Consider the following 19,318-nt stretch of genomic DNA (forward strand, 5'->3'; position numbering starts at 1 on the left):
TGATCCAGGTTCCATCGCAGTTAGTTGCTACGCTCGTCCTTGCGTGCACGACCTAATAAGGTCAATGCTGCCTCGCGCGCAATTTTTCCGCAATACAATACCTGATAAATTTCCTCGGTTATTGGCATTTCGACGCCTAAACGCTGCGCCAGAACGCGAACCTCTTTGGTATTGCGATAGCCTTCAACCACCTGGCCAATCTTCTCCTGCGCGCTTTGCACATCCATGCCCTGACCGAGCATCATGCCGAAGCGGCGGTTACGCGACTGGTTATCGGTGCAGGTGAGCACCAGATCGCCTAAGCCCGCCATCCCCATAAAGGTCTCCGGATCGGCGCCCAGGGCCTCCCCGAGGCGCGACATCTCAACCAGCCCGCGGGTAATCAGCGCGGTACGCGCGTTGGCGCCAAAGCCAATGCCGTCAGACATGCCGGCGCCGATAGCGATGACGTTTTTCACCGCCCCGCCGAGCTGCACGCCGATAAAGTCCGGGTTGATATAGACGCGGAAGCTCTTGCCGCAGTGCAGCAGGCTTTGCAAATCGTCAGCGAACTGCGGATCCGTCGACGCCAGCGAGATCGCCGTCGGCAGGCCTGCCGCCAGCTCTTTCGCGAAGGTCGGGCCGGAAATCACCGCCAGGGGGATAGCGTCGCCCAGCGCTTCACGGGCCACGTCCTGCAGCAGGCGCCCGGTTTCCGCTTCCAGACCTTTCGTCGCCCATACCAGGCGAGCGTCGGGGCGCATCAGCGGTTTAATCTGCCGCAGCACCTGGCCGAAAACGTGGCTCGGCACGACGACGAGGATATCGCGGCTGGCCGCCAGCGCGGTCGCCAGATCGCTTTCCAGATGCAGCGTGTCGGGGAAAGGAACGTCAGGAAGAAATGCGGCGTTGCAGCGGTCGTGCTGCAGCGTCGCAATATGTTTCGGGTCATGGCCCCACAGCACAACGTGGTGGCCATTTCTTGCCAGGGTGATGGCAAGAGCGGTGCCGTAAGAGCCGGCACCGATCACAGTCATTGCAGCGTTAAGCGCGTTCATCAGGCATCCTGATGTTGTTCAGCACCTTCGCCAGCCTGCTGCTGCAGATAGTTCATAAACAGCGCATCGAAGTTCACTGGCGCAAGGTTCAGTTGCGGGAAGGTGCCGCGGGAAACCAGGCTGGTGATGCACTCACGCGCGTACGGGAACAGAATGTTCGGGCAGTATGCGCCGAGGCAGTGCGCCATCTGGGTGCCGTCGATGCCTTCGATGGAGAAAATACCGCCCTGCTGTACTTCGCACAGGAATGCGGTTTCTTCGCCCAGAGAGGCGGTTACGGTCACGCGCAGCACCACTTCATACACGCCTTCAGCCAGCTGGCTGGAAGCGGTATCCAGATCAAGTTTAACTTCCGGCTGCCAATCTTTCTGGAAAACTTGCGGCGCGTTCGGCGCTTCAAAAGAAATATCTTTGGTGTAGATGCGCTGAATCTGGAAAGTCATTTCGGTGCTGTTTTGTTCTGACATAGTAAAACCCTTTCGTGTTGTCCTTAAGTACGCCCGTCCAATGGGGATGAGCGCAAAAATTAGCGCAGGAGGGGATCGAGTCCACCACGTGAATCAAGCGCGTACAAGTCGTCACAGCCGCCAATGTGCTGCGCATCAATAAAAATCTGCGGAACCGTCGTTCGACCGCTGCGCTGAATCATCTCTTCACGCTTCGCAGCATCGCCATCGATAGGCAACTCGTTGAACGTCACGCCCTTGCTGTTCAGCAGCGCTTTTGCACGTACGCAGAACGGGCAGGTCGCTTTGGTATAGATATCAATATTGGCCATGACTTCACTCCTGTTTTTACCCCCGAGAGTTTTACGCCGCAGGCGTTGTTTTCCCGCTGACGAATAGCCGCCGCAGGGAAAACCGCGCTACGCCATAAAGACGCGGGTAAATTATTTACCGCGTACCAGCGGAAGGTTCTCGCCGCTCCAGCCAGCGATGCCTTCTTTCAGTACGAAGACCTTTTCAAAACCGGCTTTGTTCAGCGCGCTGGCGGGTTCTTGCGCCTGCATACCTGAGCCGTCTACCACTATAATGGGTTGTGCTTTGTGCTTTTCCAACTCGCCGACGTTATTTGCTTTGATATCGCTCGGCAGCAGGTTAATAGAACCCGCAATGTGGCCTTTACGGAAATCGTCACGCTGACGCAGATCGACAACCACGGCATCTTCTTTGTTGATCAGGCGCGTCGCTTCACCGCGGGTGATGACTTTAACTTTCGACATCAGCCCTTTAAAGGTGGTGAACAGCACCGCCACCAGCAGCGCGACCCACGCGATGCTCAGGACGGGGTGACGGCTGATGAATTGCATAATTTCTTGCATGGGGGGTTACAACTCCCGACTAAGTGATAAAAAAACCAGGGAAGGAGTATACCTGTGCATTGCGGCAAATACAGCCAGTGAGCGCGATGTAATGTATTTTCTGCGGCCCGTCACGAAAAAAAACCGCTCTCGCCGCGGCAATGCGCTCTGGCCGCCCTCTTTCTTTGATCTTTTACGGTGATTTGATCGATTCAGCTGTAGTAAAATTACGCAAATTTTCTGTCTTTGAGCATGAGGTTGTCGCAATGTCGGTTTCTAAAAAACCTATGGTACTGGTGATTCTGGATGGCTATGGCTACCGTGAAGACCAGCAGGATAACGCTATTTACAGCGCCAAAACCCCTGTTATGGACGCACTGTGGGCGAAACGTCCGCATACCCTGATTGATGCTTCAGGCCTGGAAGTCGGTCTGCCGGATCGTCAAATGGGCAACTCCGAAGTGGGCCACGTCAACCTCGGCGCGGGCCGTATCGTGTATCAGGATCTCACCCGCCTGGACGTTGAAATCAAAGAACGTACCTTCTTCGCCAACCCGGTACTGACCGGCGCGGTCGATAAAGCCGTTGCCGCAGGCAAAGCCGTGCATATTATGGGCCTGATGTCTCCGGGCGGCGTCCACAGCCACGAAGACCACATCATGGCGATGGTTGAGCTGGCAGCCGAACGCGGCGCGGATAAAATCTATCTGCACGCCTTCCTCGACGGCCGCGATACTCCGCCGCGCAGCGCTGAAAAGACGCTGGCGAAATTCGAAGACAAATTTGCCGCGCTGGGCAAAGGCCGCGTCGCCTCGATCGTTGGCCGCTACTACGCCATGGACCGCGACAACCGTTGGGACCGCGTTGAGCAGGCTTACGATCTGATGACCCTGGCAAAAGGCGAGTTCCAGGCCGATACCGCCGTTGCGGGCCTGCAGGCCGCTTATGCGCGCGATGAAAACGATGAGTTCGTGAAAGCGACCGTTATTCGCGCTGAAGGCCAGGCCGATGCGGCGATGGAAGACGGCGATACGCTGATTTTCATGAACTTCCGCGCCGACCGCGCGCGCGAAATTACCCGCGCCTTCGTTAACGCCGATTTCGACGGCTTCGCCCGTAAGAAAGTGGTGAACCTCGATTTCGTCATGCTGACCGAGTACGCCGCGGACATTAAAGTTGCCTGCGCTTATCCGCCGGCATCTCTGGTAAACACCTTCGGCGAATGGATGGCGAAGAACGACAAAACCCAGCTGCGCATCTCCGAAACTGAAAAATACGCTCACGTAACCTTCTTCTTCAACGGCGGCGTTGAAGAGCCGTTCAAAGGCGAAGAGCGCATTCTGATCAATTCACCGAAGGTCGCCACCTACGATCTGCAGCCGGAAATGAGCTCCGCTGAGCTGACCGAAAAACTGGTTGCCGCCATCAAGGGCGGTCAGTTCGACACCATCATCTGTAACTACCCGAATGGCGATATGGTTGGCCACACCGGCGTAATGGAAGCCGCCGTTAAAGCGGTCGAAGCGCTGGATCACTGCATCGACCAGGTGAGCAAAGCCGTTGAATCCGTTGGCGGACAGCTGCTGATCACCGCAGACCACGGCAACGCCGAGCAGATGCGCGATCCGGCAACCGGACAGGCGCACACCGCGCACACCAACCTGCCGGTTCCGCTGATTTACGTTGGCGATAAAAACGTCAAAGCGGTCAACGGCGGCAAACTTTCCGACATCGCGCCGACCATGCTGACGCTGATGGGAATGGAAATCCCGCAAGAGATGACTGGCAAGCCGCTGTTCATCGTGGAATAATCCTTCCCCATGAGGGGAAAGGCGACGTATTCAACTACATGGATCGCAACGGCAGTTCGATCCGTCTTTTACGCCAGCGCGCTTAGCGCTGGCGTATTGCTGTGCGCCGCATCTGCTCACGCCGACGATCGCGACCAGCTTAAATCCATTCAGGCCGATATCGCCGCTAAACAGCGGGCGATTAAGCAGCAGCAGCAGCAACGCGCTTCCCTGGTCGCCCAGCTAAAAGCGCAGGAGGAGGCCATCTCCGCCGCCGCGCGCAAGCTGCGCGAAACCCAGGAAACGCTGAACCAGCTGAATAAGCAGATCGACGAAATGAACGCCGCGCTGGCCAAGCTGGAGCGTCAGCGCGCCTCGCAGGAGCGTAACCTTTCCGCGCAGCTCGACGCCGCGTTTCGTCAGGGGCCCCATACCGGCATCCAGATGATCCTCAGCGGCGAAGAGGGGCAGCGTAATCAGCGCCTGCAGGCCTACTTTGGCTATCTGAACCAGGCGCGCCAGGAAACCATCGCCCAGCTGAAGAAAACCCGCGAAGACGTGGCGGTGCAAAAATCGATGCTGGAAGAGAAACAGAGCCAGCAGCAAACCCTGGTGTACGAACAGCGCGCCCAGCAGAGCAAGCTGGAGCAGGCGCGCAACGAGCGTAAAAAGACCCTCGCCAGCCTGGAATCCTCCATTCAGCAAGGCCAGCAGCAGCTCAGCGAGATGCGGGCTAACGAATCACGCCTGCGCGGCCGCATCGCCCAGGCGGCGGCGGCGGCCAAAGCGCGGGCGGATCGCGAAGCCCGAGAAGCGCAGGATGTGCGCGATCGCCAGCAGGAAGCCTCGCGTAAAGGCACCACCTACAAACCTACCGAAAGCGAACGCTCGCTGATGTCCCGCACCGGCGGACTTGGCTCACCGCGCGGCCAGGCATTCTGGCCGGTTCGCGGCTCAATTCTCCATCGCTATGGCGAACAGCTGCAAGGTGAACTACGTTGGAAGGGGATGGTTATCGCTGCGTCTGAAGGCACCGAGGTCAAAGCCGTTGCCGATGGTCGGGTTATTCTCGCCGACTGGCTGCAGGGCTATGGCCTGGTGGTGGTCGTTGAACACGGCAATGGCGACATGAGTCTTTACGGCTATAACCAAAGCGCGCTGGTCAGCGTCGGCACTCAGGTCCGGGCGGGCCAGCCGATCGCTCTCGTAGGCAGCAGCGGCGGTCAGGGCCGTCCGTCGCTCTATTTCGAAATTCGCCGCCAGGGTCAGGCGGTCAATCCACAGCCGTGGTTGGGAAGATAAGTTTTGCTTCAATTTCGCAGAATTGCACTCGCGGTAACCGGTACGCTGGTTATGGCGTCCCCGGTATTTGCCGGCAAACTCTCCATTGTTATCGACGACTTTGGCTATCGTCCACAAACGGAAAACCAGGTGCTGGCGCTGCCAGCGACGATCTCCGTTGCCGTCCTTCCTAATGCGCCCCACGCCCGAGAAATGGCGACCAAAGCGCATAATCTCGGCCACGAGGTGCTCATCCACCTGCCAATGGCGCCGCTCAGCAAACAGCCGCTGGAAAAAGACACCCTCCGCCCGGATATGAACAGCAGCGAGATAGAGCGCATTATCCGCGAAGCTTACGGTAAGGTTCCGTACGCCGTGGGGCTGAATAACCATATGGGCAGCGCCATGACGTCGAATCTCTTCGGCATGCAGAAGGTGATGCAGGCGCTCGAGCGCTACAATCTCTACTTCCTCGATAGCGTCACCATCGGCAATACCCAGGCCATGCGCGCGGCGCAGGGCACCGGCGTAAAGGTGATTAAGCGTAAGGTTTTCCTCGACGATACCCAAAACGAAGCGGATATCCGCTATCAGTTCAACCGCGCTATCGCTTTGGCGCGGCGCAACGGCTCCGCCATTGCTATCGGCCACCCGCACCCGACGACGGTGCGCGTGCTGCAGCAGATGGTGTATAACCTGCCGCCGGATATCACTCTGGTTCGCCCGAGCAGCCTGCTCAACGAGCCGCAGGTGGATACCTCAACGCCGAACACCGCGCCGCCGTCCGTTCAGCCGCCGCGCAATCCGTTTCGCGGCGTGAAACAGTGCAAATCTAAGCGTCCGCCGGAGCCGGTCAACGCCAGCCGCTTCTTTACCATTCTGAGCGAAAGCATCACTCAGAGCACGCTGGTGCAGTATTACCAGCTGAAGTGGCAGGGCTGGGATAAGCCTACCAACTAAATCATCCGGGAGTCCGTGTGCTTATCCGCCGCGGATTCCGGCTTGTCCTGATGGGCATACCAGGCTTTAAAGTATTTAAGAAAGCTGTAAAAGGTCGCGTAAAGCCCGGTGACCACGCCAACCTTGCCCTTTCGCCACGCTCCGCTGAACAGATACCACTTAAAGAAAGCGCCAATCGCGCTGATCGCTCCGCGCGCAAGAGACGGCCTGATTTTCTGGTGTTTAACCAGCCGCGTGGTGTAGCTATTGAGCTTACTAAACACTTCATGCAGGGAGTAGAAGGTATCGTGGCGCACGAATCCCGGTAGCCGGGCAGAGTGCGTAAAGCCAACCACCTGATCGTCTACCGGCCGATCGTTGAACCTGGCGACGGAGCGGTTAAACAAGCGAACCGGGAAATCCGGCGATGATACCGGATAAATGGTGCGCACCTCTTCACCCAGCACGAACCAGTAGCGCGGCAGACGCCATGCGCAGGCGGGGTCCGGCTCATCGCCGGCCTTGAGCGCCAGAATTGCCGCCACCACCTCGTCGTCAAGGATCTCATCGCTGTCCACACACAGCACCCAGTCGTGGCGGGCCAGAGAGGTCGCATAATTCATCTGCGTACCGTGAGCGGTATAAGGATGATGGTGAACGGAGAGACCGAACTGTTGGCAAATCTGCAGCGTAGCATCCGTACTGCCTGAATCGACGACGATAAATTCATCAGCCACCCTGAGCAGCGGCGGTAACACCTCCCGTAATAAGCGGGATGAATTACAGGTCAATAAGCATACAGAAAGTTTAAGCATAATCTTTATAGGGTTAAACCATGGTTAAACTGACTGTATAAACGAATAGGCGAGAAAGCGATTTAGAAAAAGTGCGGAGTGGATTAAGTATCACAAAATTGTAGGATAACTCTCAAAAAAGCGCCCGTGGGCGCTTTTTTACCATCCTGACCGGGGCGGAATTAATCCCAGCTGAGAATGACTTTGCCAGACTGGCCGGAGCGCATCGCGTCAAAGCCCTGCTGGAAATCATCAATGCCAAAGCGGTGGGTGATGATCGGCGACAGATCGAGCCCGGACTGGATGAGCGCGGCCATCTTGTACCAGGTTTCGAACATTTCGCGACCATAAATCCCTTTGATAAACAGCCCCTTGAAAATCACCTTGGTCCAGTCGATAGACATATCCGACGGCGGAATACCCAGCATGGCAATACGCCCGCCGTGGTTCATGGTATCGAGCATGGTGCGGAACGCCGGCGGCGCGCCGGACATCTCCAGACCCACGTCGAAACCCTCGGTCATGCCCAGCTCGGCCATCACATCGTTAAGGTTCTCTTTCGCCACGTTCACCGCCCGGGTGACGCCCATTTTGCGCGCCAGCTCCAGTCGATATTCGTTAACGTCGGTAATCACGACGTTGCGCGCGCCAACGTGTTTCGCCACCGCGGCGGCCATCACGCCGATCGGGCCGGCGCCGGAAACCAGCACATCTTCACCGACGAGGTCGAATGAAAGCGCGGTATGCACGGCGTTGCCAAACGGATCGAAAATCGACGCCAGATCGTCAGAGATATTGTCGGGGATTTTAAAGGCGTTAAACGCCGGGATCACCAGATATTCGGCAAAACAGCCCGGACGGTTGACGCCGACGCCCGTCGTATTGCGGCACAGATGCGTACGCCCGGCGCGGCAGTTACGGCAGTGGCCGCAGGTGATATGCCCTTCGCCGGAAACGCGGTCGCCCAGCTTAAAGCCGCGAACTTCCTGACCGATACCCACCACTTCGCCGACGTATTCATGCCCCACCACCATCGGAACCGGAATGGTCTTTTGCGACCACTCGTCCCAGTTGTAGATATGCACGTCGGTACCGCAAATCGCGGTCTTGCGAATTTTAATCAGCAGATCGTTGTGGCCGACTTCCGGTTCCGGTACGTCGGTCATCCAGATGCCTTCTTCCGCCTTCAGTTTGGATAACGCTTTCATCTCACACCCTCAGGCAATGACGCCCAGTTGTTTACCGATGCGGGTAAAGGCTTCCACCGCACGTTCAATTTGTTCAGGGGTATGCGCCGCAGACATCTGGGTACGGATACGCGCCTGGCCTTTTGGTACCACCGGGTAGAAGAATCCGGTGACGTAAATACCTTCTTTTTGCAGCTCGCGCGCGAACTGCTGCGCCACGGTGGCTTCACCGAGCATCACCGGGATAATGGCGTGATCGGCGCCCGCAAGGGTAAACCCTGCCGCGGTCATTTTTTCACGGAACAGGCGCGCGTTAGCCCACAGACGATCGCGCAGCTCGCTGCCCGCTTCCACCATCTCCAGCACTTTGATGGAGGCGGCGACAATCGCCGGCGCCAGCGAGTTGGAGAACAGATACGGACGCGAGCGCTGGCGCAGCCACTCGACGACTTCTTTACGCGCGGCGGTATAGCCGCCGGACGCGCCGCCCAGCGCTTTACCCAGCGTACCGGTGATAATGTCGACGCGGCCCATCACGTCGCAGTACTCATGGGAGCCGCGGCCGTTTTCACCCACAAAACCCACGGCGTGCGAATCATCGACCATCACCAGCGCGTCGTACTTATCCGCCAGATCGCAGACGCCCTTCAGGTTGGCGATCACCCCGTCCATGGAGAACACGCCGTCGGTGGCGATCAGCACATGGCGCGCGCCGGCTTCACGCGCCTCGTTCAGACGGGCTTCCAGCTCCTGCATATCGTTGTTGGCATAGCGGAAGCGCTTCGCTTTACACAGGCGCACGCCGTCGATGATCGACGCGTGGTTCAGGGCATCGGAGATAATCGCGTCCTCTGCGCCGAGCAGGGTTTCAAACAGGCCGCCGTTGGCGTCGAAGCAGGAGGAGTACAGAATCGCATCTTCCATACCGAGAAAATCGGCCAGCTTCTTCTCAAGCGCTTTGTGGCTGTCCTGGGTACCGCAGATAAAGCGCACGGAGGCCATGCCGAAGCCGTGGCTGTCCATCCCGCTTTTCGCGGCGGCAATCAGTTCCGGGTGGTTCGCGAGGCCGAGATAGTTATTGGCGCAGAAGTTAATGACCTGGCTGCCGCCGACGGTGATATCCGCCTGCTGCGCCGAAGTGATGATCCGTTCTTCTTTAAACAACCCTTCCGCACGCGCGGTATCCAGGTCATTGGTTAACTGTTTGTAGAAATCCCCACGCATTGCAACTCTCCAGATTCGGCAAAATTTGGCACATATTACCTAAAGCTATACGCTGATACGAGATGATGCATTACTGCATGAATTATTTGCAGCATAAATCACGAGTCCCTCTCTACCTTATCGGCGAATGGCTGAAGCCTTTCCGATGTAGTGATATGATAGGAGTATTCATGTCCGGATTGTCTCTGGACTACCAACTTCAAAGGTTACAGTTATGATCATCGTTACCGGCGGCGCAGGCTTTATCGGCAGCAATATCGTTAAGGCGCTGAATGACCAGGGTATTACCGACATTCTGGTCGTAGATAATCTGAAAGACGGGACCAAATTCATCAATCTGGTGGATTTGAACATTGCCGACTACATGGATAAAGAAGACTTTCTGATCCAGATTATGGCGGGCGAAGAGTTCGGCGATATCGACGCTATTTTCCATGAAGGCGCCTGCTCTTCCACCACGGAGTGGGACGGCAAGTACATGATGGATAACAACTATCAGTATTCCAAAGAGGTACTGCACTACTGTCTGGAGCGTGAAATCCCGTTCCTGTACGCCTCTTCCGCAGCGACCTACGGCGGCCGCACCAGCGACTTTATTGAATCCCGCGAATACGAGCAGCCGCTCAACGTTTACGGCTACTCCAAGTTTCTGTTTGATGAATACGTCCGTCAGATCCTGCCGGAAGCGAACTCGCAGATTGTCGGCTTCCGCTATTTCAACGTCTACGGGCCGCGCGAAGGCCATAAAGGCAGCATGGCCAGCGTCGCTTTCCATCTGAACACCCAGCTGAATAATGGCGAAAGTCCGAAATTGTTCGAAGGCAGCGACGGCTTCAAGCGCGACTTCGTCTACGTCGGCGACGTCGCGGCGGTGAACCTGTGGTTCTGGGAAAACGGCGTTTCCGGCATCTTTAACCTCGGCACCGGGCGCGCGGAGTCTTTCCAGGCCGTTGCAGACGCAACGCTGGCTTATCACCAGAAAGGCAGCATCGAGTACATTCCATTCCCGGATAAACTCAAAGGCCGCTATCAGGCGTTTACCCAGGCGGATCTGACTAACCTGCGCGCAGCGGGCTACGATAAACCGTTTAAGACCGTTGCCGAAGGCGTAACGGAATATATGGCCTGGCTCAATCGCGACAATCATGCGAATTCATAAAATCATTCGAGCGGTATCAAGGCGGCAACTCAGTGATTCTCCGGGAGCTGACTAAAGTCAGTGACCGGAGGGAACGCAGGCAGCCAACGCAGAGACAGCTTGAAGGATGGAATGAATGAAAATATTGGTGGTTGGCCCGTCATGGGTGGGCGACATGATGATGTCGCAAAGTCTTTACCGTACGCTCAGGGCGCGCTATCCCCAGGCGATAATCGACGTGATGGCGCCCGCATGGTGCCGTCCGCTGCTATCGCGCATGCCGGAAGTCAACGAAGCGATCCCGATGCCGCTCGGCCACGGCGCACTGGAAATCGGTGAACGGCGTAAGCTTGGGCACAGCCTGCGCGAACGTCGCTACGATCGCGCTTTCGTGCTGCCCAACTCGTTTAAATCGGCCCTCGTGCCGTTCTTTGCGGGAATACCGCATCGCACAGGCTGGCTCGGCGAAATGCGCTACGGCCTGCTGAACGACGCCCGTAAGCTGGATAAAGACGCCTGGCCGCTGATGGTCGAACGCTACGTCGGTCTGGCCTACGACAAAGGCGTGATGCGCTGCGCGAAAGATCTGCCGCAGCCGCTTCTCTGGCCGCAGCTGCAGGTGCATGAAGGCGAAAAATCGCAGGCCTGCAGCGCGTTTAATCTCTCAGCCGAGCGCCCGATTATCGGCTTCTGCCCCGGCGCAGAGTTCGGCCCGGCAAAACGCTGGCCGCACTATCACTACGCCGAGCTGGCGAAACAGCTGATCGACGAAGGCTTTCAGATCGTACTGTTTGGCTCCGCGAAAGACCACGAAGCGGGCAATGAAATCCTCGCCGCGCTCACGACCGAACAGCAGGCATGGTGCCGCAATCTGGCCGGCGAAACCCAGCTTGAGCAGGCCGTTATTCTGATCGCCGCCTGTAAAGCGGTGGTCAGCAACGATTCCGGCCTGATGCACGTCGCCGCGGCGCTGGACCGTCCGCTGGTGGCGCTCTACGGGCCCAGCAGCCCGGACTTCACTCCACCGCTATCGCACAAAGCGCGCGTGATCCGCCTGATCAGCGGCTACCACAAAGTGCGTAAAGGCGACGCCGCCGAAGGCTATCATCAGAGTTTGATCGACATTACGCCGCAGCGCGTACTGGAAGAATTAAACGACCTGCTGCTGGAAAAAACGGAACAAGAGGAAGCCTGACGGATGCGGGTACTGATCGTAAAAACCTCGTCCATGGGCGACGTGCTGCACACGCTGCCCGCGCTGAGCGACGCCGCGCTGGCCTTTCCCGGCATTCGTTTCGACTGGGTGGTTGAAGAAGGCTTCGCGCAGATCCCTTCCTGGCATGAGAGCGTCGACCGGGTCATCCCGGTGGCGATTCGCCGCTGGCGCAAGGCGTGGTTTTCCGCGCCGATCAAAGCCGAGCGCAAGGCGTTCCGCGAGGCCGTGCGCGCGGAAAAGTACGACGCTATCATCGATGCCCAGGGGCTGGTGAAGAGCGCCGCTCTGGTCACCCGACTGGCCCGCGGCGTGAAGCACGGTATGGACTGGCAGACCGCCCGCGAGCCGCTGGCGAGCCTGTTTTACAACCGTCGTCACCATATCGCTAAACAGCAGCACGCCGTTGAGCGCACCCGCGAGCTGTTCGCGAAAAGCCTCGGCTACGCGAAGCCGGAAACCCAGGGCGACTACGCGATCGCCCGCCATTTTTTGCGTCAGGCTGACCCGTCCGCTGCGCCGTATCTGGTGTTCCTCCACGCCACGACGCGCGATGATAAACACTGGCCGGAAGAGAACTGGCGGGCGCTTATCGCCCTGCTTGCCGACAGCGGCGTACGCATCAAACTGCCGTGGGGCGCCCCCCATGAAGAGGCGCGGGCCGGACGCCTGGCGGAAGGGCACGATTTTGTCGACGTCCTGCCGCGCATGAGCCTGGAGCAGGTAGCCCAGGTGCTGGCCGGCGCGCGCGGGGTCGTTTCCGTCGACACGGGGCTGAGCCATCTCACCGCCGCGCTCGATAAACCGAACTTCACGCTGTACGGCCCGACCGATCCGGGGCTGATTGGCGGCTACGGTAAAAATCAGCACGTGGTGCGCCCGGAAAGCGGCAGCAGCACGGGCGATATTCCCGCGTCCCGGGTTCGGCAACTGTTGAAATCTCAGGAACTGGCTTAATGGGTTCATTATTTAAGCAGATCTATCGCTACACGCATCGACGCGCCTTTCGCCATAACGAAAATCTCTGGCCGTTTACCCATATCACGCGCGCGGCGAGCGGCGAAATCCGCACCCTGAAATACAAAGGGAAAGCGGTTCCGCTGGTCAATCTCAGCGAACTGAAGGATAGCGCTCAGGGCGAGGTGCTGCTGACCGCCACCGGCCCCTCTACGCGCCGCATCGATTTTACGCTGCTGCCGAAAAGTATTCCGGTGATGGGGGTGAACGGCGCCTGGCATCTCTCTGATAAAATTAAATTTTCGCTCTATACCATCGTGGATATGGAGTTTTACGATAAAAAACCGGACGTGATCCATTCGGTGATTAGCCAGGCTGACATTGTGCTCTTCACCACCATGCACGGTATCGCCAAAATCCTCGACCGCCACGGCGCAGAGCTTCGCTGTCGTTTGGCATTAATTGAAGACGCCTGTTATAAAATTTATCAGCCTAAAGTCGCCAAAAACGCGATACAGCAGGCCTGGCGCGGCGTCCCCGCGCTACGCTTTCATCCGCAAAGGCAGGATATTTGCTTTAGCACCGACATTCGTCACGGCATTTTCGATGCCGGAACCGTGGTCTACTGGGCACTGCAAATTCTGATGTGGCTGGGATTTAAAACCATTCTGATAAGCGGGCTGGATATGAGTAATTTCAACCAGCCGCGATTCTACGAAACGGAACAGGATAAACTCCCCTCCTGGCTGGCAAATAAGGTGGATGACCTGGTCATGCCGTCCTTTTCGCACGCTGCCAACGTGCTGCAACAAAACCATATTCGGGTCGTCAACTTCTCGTTAGAAAGCGCGGTTCCGGAAACGATTTTCGAAAAGGTTTCTTTTGATGAGTACTTTAAAAATAAGTAATTACGCCAGACAGGGCTACACCGTTTTCTTCACTTTGTTTCTGTTTTTTAGCGCTATTTTCTGCGTATCAACCCGGACAAATAACCTCCTTCATTTATCTATTTTGCTCTTTTTGCTTTCACTGCTTAACAAAGACAACCGTCAGGCAATAGCGGAAAGCATCCGCCAGCGGTGGCCGGTTTATAGCCTGCTGGTGGTATTCTGCGTGTACTATGCGCTGAGCAATATTTGGGGGCAGACGCCGCAGCATATCGATTCCCCTCTGACCCATGGCACCTATTTAATTTTCTATCTTCTGCTGCTGACAACGCTACTTGGCCATCCCCGGACCCGACATCTGGCGCTGCTGAGCGTCGTGGCCGGGATCACGGTGCTCTCCGTCTGGACGATGGCGATCGACTTCACGCTGGTCCTCAAGGAACGCCTGGTTTCGCCGGAGAATCCCGGCCCGACCAACGTGATCGACCTGGCGGGCTATTGCGGTATCGGCATCCTTATTTGCGCGATGCTGCTGAAGGAGAAAGGCAGCCACCTGCTGTATGTGCCGATGGCCATCATGCTGGTGATGCTGTTTCTGACCCAAAGCCGCGGCCCGATTATCGCGCTGCTGGTGGCGTTTATTTGCACCCTGCACCTGCACGTCTTTACCCGCCGCAACCTTCTGATTGTCGCCGCGTTAGCGTTGGTTCTGGGCGCGCTTTTCTTCTTTACGCCAACGGGAGACCTGCTGCTGGCGCGCTTTGAAGAGCTGGGCACCCAAAGCGGATTGCGCTTGAGTATCTGGCACCATACGGTACAGGAAGTGGCCAGCCAGCCGTGGCTGGGTCGGGGCTTTGACTACGAGCTGAACTTTACCAACTACAGCGGCGAGCATATCACTACCACCCACAGCGTCTATCTTGGTGCTCTGTTGAAAGGCGGCATAATCGGCCTGGCGCTGCTGCTGGCGGTGATTGCCGGAGGGTTATGGCATGCATGGCGTAAACAGCAGGATGGCCGCTACGGGCTGGCGATTTTTATCTATGCGCTGATTTTTATGGCCTCGCAGGGCATGTTTATCATCAGCAACCCTCGCGAAAGCTGGCCGCTGTTTTGGCTGCCGCTGGGCATCGCGCTGAGCGGCAGCCTGAAGGCGAAACGCTAAGAGAAGGGCCCGCAGCGGGCCCTTTTTTATGCCTGCTGGCGAGCGGCGATCAGGGCATCCACCTGCGCTTTGATGACCGGCCAGACCGCGTCAATGGTCATGTCGGCGACGTTAGTCTCTTCGCAGACAATTTGTCTGGCCTTGTCATAACCCGGCGCCCAAATGGTATAGCCCGGCAAACCGGTATCTTTGAGTTTACGTTTGTTGTAAACCGCCACCATGGGCTTGTCGAACGCGCGAGCAATATGCACGATGGCGGTATCCGCCGTAATCACCAGATCGCAGTGGCGAACAATCTCAACCGCTGAATTAATATTGCTATCTGGCAGATGCAGCGCCGTTTCCAGATTAAGCTGACGAATTTTCTCGCTATGCCCGACCATCACGACGCTGATTTTATAAGGGAGCGTATATAAGCGTTCAATCAGAGCAGAAACCTGATGACGGCAAAAGTCTTTATCCGTTGAGGCGGTAAACGGGTTTATGGCAATACAGAGCTGACTCCCCTTGTGCTGAGCCAGCAGTGTTTTGACTCTTTCCCGCTCAAAAGCATCGCCGGGCAGATGATAGTGGTAATGAGGGTGTTCTATACCAAATAGCCTGGCGACGGCTTTATAGCGCGCGGAAATATGGCTGCTGCTGTCCAGAAAAGGGATGGAGTGATCGTAAAGCTTATATTCTTGTTTATTAAAACCGATAACGCAGCCAGGGCGTAAATCAGCCAGCAGTTTAAAACGCTCGTAGGTTTTCACGTCATCAAAATCAACGACCGCGTCAAATCCTGCCGCACGCAGTGCGTTTAACGGCATCCGCGGCTGATATAAATAAACCTGCTCAAGAAAATCCGCACCGGCAAGCATCTGCTTACAAACCGGCCCGGTAAGAACCGAAACCTTATAGCCCCGGTCAGCTAAAAGCTTTGCGCAGCCGGTCGTTACGACCATATCCCCAACTTTGTCATCCAGGCGCAATAATAAAACATGCTGAATCTTCGCGGAATTAAAGGGCTGGCGTGCGCTTTTATTTCTGTAACGATAGTTAATTAAATTAAACTTAATTTCGCGGAAGAAGGCATTTTTCTTCCGCGTAAACTGCTTCACGATACGCATACGGTACCTGGTTGTGATCTTTTATCGCTGTGTGAGTTTCTGTTGGTAGTACTCCGCCAACGTCATTCCCTTCACCTGCGGCGCCAGCCAGCTGAAAAAAGCGTCCAGATCGGCATATAAGCGCTCGATATCCTGCTCGTTTTTAAACGTTGGGCTGCCGCCGGGCATGTACTCTGAAGAGTGGAGCATATATTCGACGTAGTCATTACCCTGAGTCAACGTTTGTTCGACCACTTTTTTCATCGTCTCAACGTTGCCGCCCATCGGACGCAGCCAGTGTACCGACGGCGAGCGTACTTTGCCGCGCAGGCGATCGTAGCCCTGCTTCAGGCTATTCATCCACGCGGAATGCTTGTACTGAATGCTCATCGGCACTTCCAGCAGCGATGATTGCCCTTCACGACGGATATCATTCTCGTCAAGAAAATAGGCGTGCTGCGGGAAATGACGGTAATCGGTACCGCCGTCGCCCTGCGGCGCGCCTTTCGCCGTCTTCCAGTTCACCCTCGGGGTAACCGAGCAATCCACCAGATAGCCATACTCCACCAGCAGACGCGCGTAGCGCTCGTCAAACGCCCAGCGCCCGGCGCGATGGCTGACCATTTTGGTCTGGAAGGTGTCCTCCAGCAGACGGGTCATATAGTCGACTTTTGCCCGCATCGCCGCATCGCTGTACTCGATCAAATACGGTTTATGTCGCCAGTCGTCATCGGTGAGCGGATCGGTCGGCGGGCTGTTCCACGCGTGGAGATGCATACCGATTTCCGCGGTTCCCCGGGCGATCGCATCTTTGGCAAATTCGATATAAACCGGGTCGATGGCCATTTCATAGTTGGTCAACCAGACCGGTTTAAAACCATACTTTTCGCAAAGCTGCTGAAAACGCGGTAGATAGCGCGCATTCTCGGTGGTGATGCTGTCATGTTTTTGCCAGAGGTTATCACCCTCTGTATCAATCGTGATGAGAAATGCGGGTTTGTGCACGAAAACGTCCTCAGGCCATACGTATCGGGTCATGGTAGAGCAAGACAAGGCTTCTCTCAATCTATCTGATCCCCTAGAATCGGAGCCCTGCCCCTGAATGAAGAATAGAGAATGACGCCTGAAACCCGCACTTCCGGCCGCGTGAACCCGGCGCGAATCCTGGTTATTAAGCTTCGCCATCATGGCGATATGTTATTGATAACGCCGCTTATTCACGCGCTTAAGCAGCAATATCCCGCCGCCAGCGTGGATGTGCTGCTTTATGAAGAAACCCGGGATATGCTCGCAGCGAATACGGATATCCGCCACATTTACGGCATTGACCGGCGCTGGAAAAAACAGGGCGCCGGCCATCAGCTGAAGATGGAGTGGCGGCTGATTCGCACGCTCCGCCAGCAGCGCTACGATATGGTGCTCAATCTTGCCGATCAGTGGCCCAGCGCGATCATCACCAAACTGACCGGGGCGGCCATCCGTATCGGCTTTGACTTTCCGAAGCGTCGCCACCCGGCCTGGCGTTTTTGCCATACCGCCCTCGCCTCAACCGAGCGGCATAACCAGCTGCATACCGTGCAGCAGAATCTGTCGATTCTGGCGCCGCTTGGGCTGGATATTGCTGACGCGCCGGCGACGATGGGCTACAGCGAGCAGGACTGGCGCGCCAGCCGCGCGCTGCTGCCGGCAGGATTTCAGGATAACTATATCGTCATTCAGCCAACCTCCCGCTGGTTCTTTAAGTGCTGGCGCGAAGGGCGGATGAGCGCCCTGATAAACGCGCTTTCTGAAGCAGGCTACCCGGTCGTGCTGACCTCCGGCCCTGACGCCAGAGAGAAGCAGATGATCGACACCATTATGGCGGGCTGCCCCAATGCTCGCCTGCACTCCCTCGCCGGGCTGCTCACCCTGCGCCAGCTGGCGTCCGTCATCGACCATGCCCGCCTGTTTATCGGCGTCGACTCCGTGCCGATGCATATGGCCGCCGCGCTCGGTACGCCGCTGGTGGCGCTATTCGGCCCCTCCAAGCTCACCTTCTGGCGTCCATGGCAGGCGCAGGGCGAGGTGATTTGGGCGGGTGATTTCGGAGCGATTCCCGATCCTGACGACATTGATACCAACACCAACGAACGCTTTCTCGATTTAATCCCCACCGACGCGGTTATCGCGGCGGCGAAAAAGGTACTGGCATGAGTAAATTCAGGCTGGCTCTGGTACGCCAGAAGTATCGCCCGGACGGCGGCGCGGAGCGCTTTGTCTCCCGCGCGCTGGAAGCCCTCGACGACAGCGATCTTGAACTGAACGTCATCACCCGCGAATGGCAGGGGCCGGTGAAGCCCGAGTGGAACATCCACATCTGCAATCCGCGCAAATGGGGGCGGATCAGCCGCGAGCGAGGATTTGCCGACGCCGCCCGCCAGCTGTGGCAGCGCGAAGCCTTCGATCTGGTGCAAAGCCACGAGCGTATCCCCGGCTGCGACCTGTACCGCGCCGGAGACGGCGTGCACCGCCGCTGGCTGCAGCAGCGCTCGCGCATTTTGCCCGGCTGGAAAAGCCGTCTGCTGTTTGCCGACCGCTACCATCGCTATGTGATGCAGGCCGAGCGCAACATGTACCAGGACTCGCACCTGCGCGGCGTTATCTGCAACGCGGAGATGATTAAACGCGAGATTATTGAAGACTTCGGCCTGCCGGCGGAAAAAATCCACGTCATCTATAACGCCATTGATAACCAGCGTTTTCTGCCGCCGACGGAAGAAGCCTTTGTCGCGCTGCGCGCTAAATGGAATCTGCCGATCCAGGCGACCTGCCTGATCTACGTCGGCTCCGGCTTTGAGCGCAAGGGGCTGGATGCGGCGATCCGCGCCATCGCGCCGACCAACCGCTACCTGCTGGTGGTGGGCAAAGATAAAGAGCAGGGCCGCTATCAGCAGCTGGCGAAAACGCTGAACTGCGAGGAGCGGGTGCGCTTCTTCGGCATGCAGTCGGAAACCCTGCCGTTCTATCAGATGGCCGACGGCCTGCTGCTGCCGACGCTGTACGATCCGTTTCCCAACGTCATTCTCGAAGCGATGGCCTGCGGCCTGCCGGTGATTACGACTACCGGCTGCGGCGGCGCGGAGTTTATTGTTCAGGGCAGCAATGGCTACGTTTGCGATGCGCTGGATATCCCGGCCCTGCAGGAGTCGGTTAGCGCCCTTCCCGCCCGGGCGTTAGGCTCTGCGCAAGGCGAACGCGCCCGCGAGCGCATCATGACCTGCACCAGCGAACGTCTCTCGGCGCAGCTGCTCTCCCTCTATCAGGATTTGGTGAAATAAC

Annotated in this window: 19 protein-coding genes; 10 read left to right on the forward strand and 9 right to left on the reverse strand. The window is 57.2% G+C overall.

The genetic code is table 11. The features are described from left to right. Positions 1 to 20: 20 nt before the first annotated feature. From gpsA to MKleb_RS26740, 4 genes are all read right to left on the reverse strand, one after another. On the reverse strand, positions 21 to 1,037 hold the full coding sequence (gene gpsA / locus MKleb_RS26725) for an NAD(P)H-dependent glycerol-3-phosphate dehydrogenase (protein ID WP_004855462.1): 1,017 nt from the start codon (positions 1,035 to 1,037) through the stop codon (positions 21 to 23). Next, on the reverse strand, positions 1,037 to 1,504 hold the full coding sequence (gene secB / locus MKleb_RS26730) for a protein-export chaperone SecB (RefSeq protein WP_004106849.1): 468 nt from the start codon (positions 1,502 to 1,504) through the stop codon (positions 1,037 to 1,039). The genes gpsA and secB overlap by 1 nt, the downstream gene beginning before the upstream one ends. 59 nt (positions 1,505 to 1,563) lie before the next feature. Continuing rightward, positions 1,564 to 1,815, reverse strand: a complete 252-nt coding sequence (grxC, locus tag MKleb_RS26735) for a glutaredoxin 3 (protein WP_004106850.1) — start codon at positions 1,813 to 1,815, stop codon at positions 1,564 to 1,566. A gap of 111 nt (positions 1,816 to 1,926) precedes the next feature. After that, positions 1,927 to 2,358, reverse strand: a complete 432-nt coding sequence (locus MKleb_RS26740; RefSeq protein ID WP_004126582.1) for a rhodanese-like domain-containing protein — start codon at positions 2,356 to 2,358, stop codon at positions 1,927 to 1,929. Positions 2,359 to 2,603: 245 nt separating this feature from the next. Here MKleb_RS26740 and gpmM point away from each other — a divergent pair, with 245 nt between their 5' ends. From gpmM to MKleb_RS26755, 3 genes are read left to right on the forward strand one after another with little or no spacing between them, the layout of a single operon-like run. Further along, a complete protein-coding gene (gene gpmM, locus MKleb_RS26745) occupies positions 2,604 to 4,148 on the forward strand; it encodes a 2,3-bisphosphoglycerate-independent phosphoglycerate mutase (protein ID WP_025107807.1) in 1,545 nt (514 codons plus the stop codon). Positions 4,149 to 4,157: 9 nt separating this feature from the next. Beyond that, positions 4,158 to 5,429, forward strand: coding sequence for a murein hydrolase activator EnvC (gene envC / locus MKleb_RS26750; RefSeq protein WP_217076370.1), 1,272 nt, complete (start codon positions 4,158 to 4,160; stop codon positions 5,427 to 5,429). Between the two features lie 3 nt (positions 5,430 to 5,432). Next, positions 5,433 to 6,368 carry a divergent polysaccharide deacetylase family protein gene (locus tag MKleb_RS26755; protein WP_025107809.1) on the forward strand — a complete coding sequence of 312 codons (936 nt, stop codon included), beginning with the start codon at positions 5,433 to 5,435 and terminating at the stop codon, positions 6,366 to 6,368. Here MKleb_RS26755 and MKleb_RS26760 read toward each other — a convergent pair. The 3 genes from MKleb_RS26760 to kbl all read right to left on the reverse strand — a co-directional run bounded on the left by MKleb_RS26760 (position 6,365) and on the right by kbl (position 9,552). After that, positions 6,365 to 7,162, reverse strand: coding sequence for a glycosyltransferase family 2 protein (locus tag MKleb_RS26760; protein ID WP_025107810.1), 798 nt, complete (start codon positions 7,160 to 7,162; stop codon positions 6,365 to 6,367). The genes MKleb_RS26755 and MKleb_RS26760 overlap by 4 nt on opposite strands. A gap of 161 nt (positions 7,163 to 7,323) precedes the next feature. Next, on the reverse strand, positions 7,324 to 8,349 hold the full coding sequence (tdh, locus tag MKleb_RS26765) for an L-threonine 3-dehydrogenase (RefSeq protein WP_004855475.1): 1,026 nt from the start codon (positions 8,347 to 8,349) through the stop codon (positions 7,324 to 7,326). Between the two features lie 9 nt (positions 8,350 to 8,358). Beyond that, complete coding sequence (gene kbl, locus MKleb_RS26770; RefSeq protein ID WP_217076371.1) at positions 8,359 to 9,552, reverse strand: glycine C-acetyltransferase; 1,194 nt, start codon at positions 9,550 to 9,552, stop codon at positions 8,359 to 8,361. Between the two features lie 214 nt (positions 9,553 to 9,766). On the opposite strand from kbl, the gene rfaD reads away from it, so the two are divergent. The 5 genes from rfaD to MKleb_RS26795 all read left to right on the forward strand — a co-directional run bounded on the left by rfaD (position 9,767) and on the right by MKleb_RS26795 (position 14,912). Then, positions 9,767 to 10,711 carry an ADP-glyceromanno-heptose 6-epimerase gene (gene rfaD, locus MKleb_RS26775; RefSeq protein ID WP_014227239.1) on the forward strand — a complete coding sequence of 315 codons (945 nt, stop codon included), beginning with the start codon at positions 9,767 to 9,769 and terminating at the stop codon, positions 10,709 to 10,711. Positions 10,712 to 10,826: 115 nt separating this feature from the next. After that, entirely contained in the window at positions 10,827 to 11,885 is a 1,059-nt protein-coding gene (gene rfaF / locus MKleb_RS26780; protein ID WP_014227240.1) for an ADP-heptose--LPS heptosyltransferase RfaF, read from the forward strand. A 3-nt stretch (positions 11,886 to 11,888) separates the two neighbouring features. Next, positions 11,889 to 12,860, forward strand: a complete 972-nt coding sequence (gene rfaC, locus MKleb_RS26785) for a lipopolysaccharide heptosyltransferase RfaC (protein ID WP_025107811.1) — start codon at positions 11,889 to 11,891, stop codon at positions 12,858 to 12,860. Further along, positions 12,860 to 13,768, forward strand: coding sequence for a sugar glycosyltransferase (locus MKleb_RS26790; RefSeq protein WP_025107812.1), 909 nt, complete (start codon positions 12,860 to 12,862; stop codon positions 13,766 to 13,768). Before rfaC ends, MKleb_RS26790 begins: the two co-directional genes overlap by 1 nt. Next, positions 13,746 to 14,912 (forward strand): O-antigen ligase family protein, encoded by a 1,167-nt coding sequence (locus tag MKleb_RS26795; RefSeq protein WP_025107813.1) that lies wholly within the window; start codon positions 13,746 to 13,748, stop codon positions 14,910 to 14,912. The genes MKleb_RS26790 and MKleb_RS26795 overlap by 23 nt, the downstream gene beginning before the upstream one ends. A gap of 26 nt (positions 14,913 to 14,938) precedes the next feature. On the opposite strand, the gene MKleb_RS26800 is transcribed toward MKleb_RS26795, so the two are convergent. Then, positions 14,939 to 16,021, reverse strand: a complete 1,083-nt coding sequence (locus tag MKleb_RS26800) for a glycosyltransferase family 9 protein (RefSeq protein ID WP_025107814.1) — start codon at positions 16,019 to 16,021, stop codon at positions 14,939 to 14,941. Between the two features lie 21 nt (positions 16,022 to 16,042). Next, positions 16,043 to 17,005, reverse strand: a complete 963-nt coding sequence (locus MKleb_RS26805; RefSeq protein ID WP_004855488.1) for a polysaccharide deacetylase family protein — start codon at positions 17,003 to 17,005, stop codon at positions 16,043 to 16,045. Between the two features lie 111 nt (positions 17,006 to 17,116). Here MKleb_RS26805 and rfaQ point away from each other — a divergent pair, with 111 nt between their 5' ends. Continuing rightward, a complete protein-coding gene (gene rfaQ / locus MKleb_RS26810) occupies positions 17,117 to 18,193 on the forward strand; it encodes a putative lipopolysaccharide heptosyltransferase III (RefSeq protein WP_025107815.1) in 1,077 nt (358 codons plus the stop codon). Then, positions 18,190 to 19,317, forward strand: a complete 1,128-nt coding sequence (locus MKleb_RS26815) for a glycosyltransferase family 4 protein (protein ID WP_025107816.1) — start codon at positions 18,190 to 18,192, stop codon at positions 19,315 to 19,317. The genes rfaQ and MKleb_RS26815 overlap by 4 nt, the downstream gene beginning before the upstream one ends. The last annotated feature ends 1 nt before the right edge of the window (position 19,318 follow it).

The sequence above is a fragment of the Klebsiella sp. PL-2018 genome (genome assembly GCF_019048985.1).
Taxonomy (GTDB): Bacteria; Pseudomonadota; Gammaproteobacteria; order Enterobacterales; family Enterobacteriaceae; genus Klebsiella; species Klebsiella michiganensis.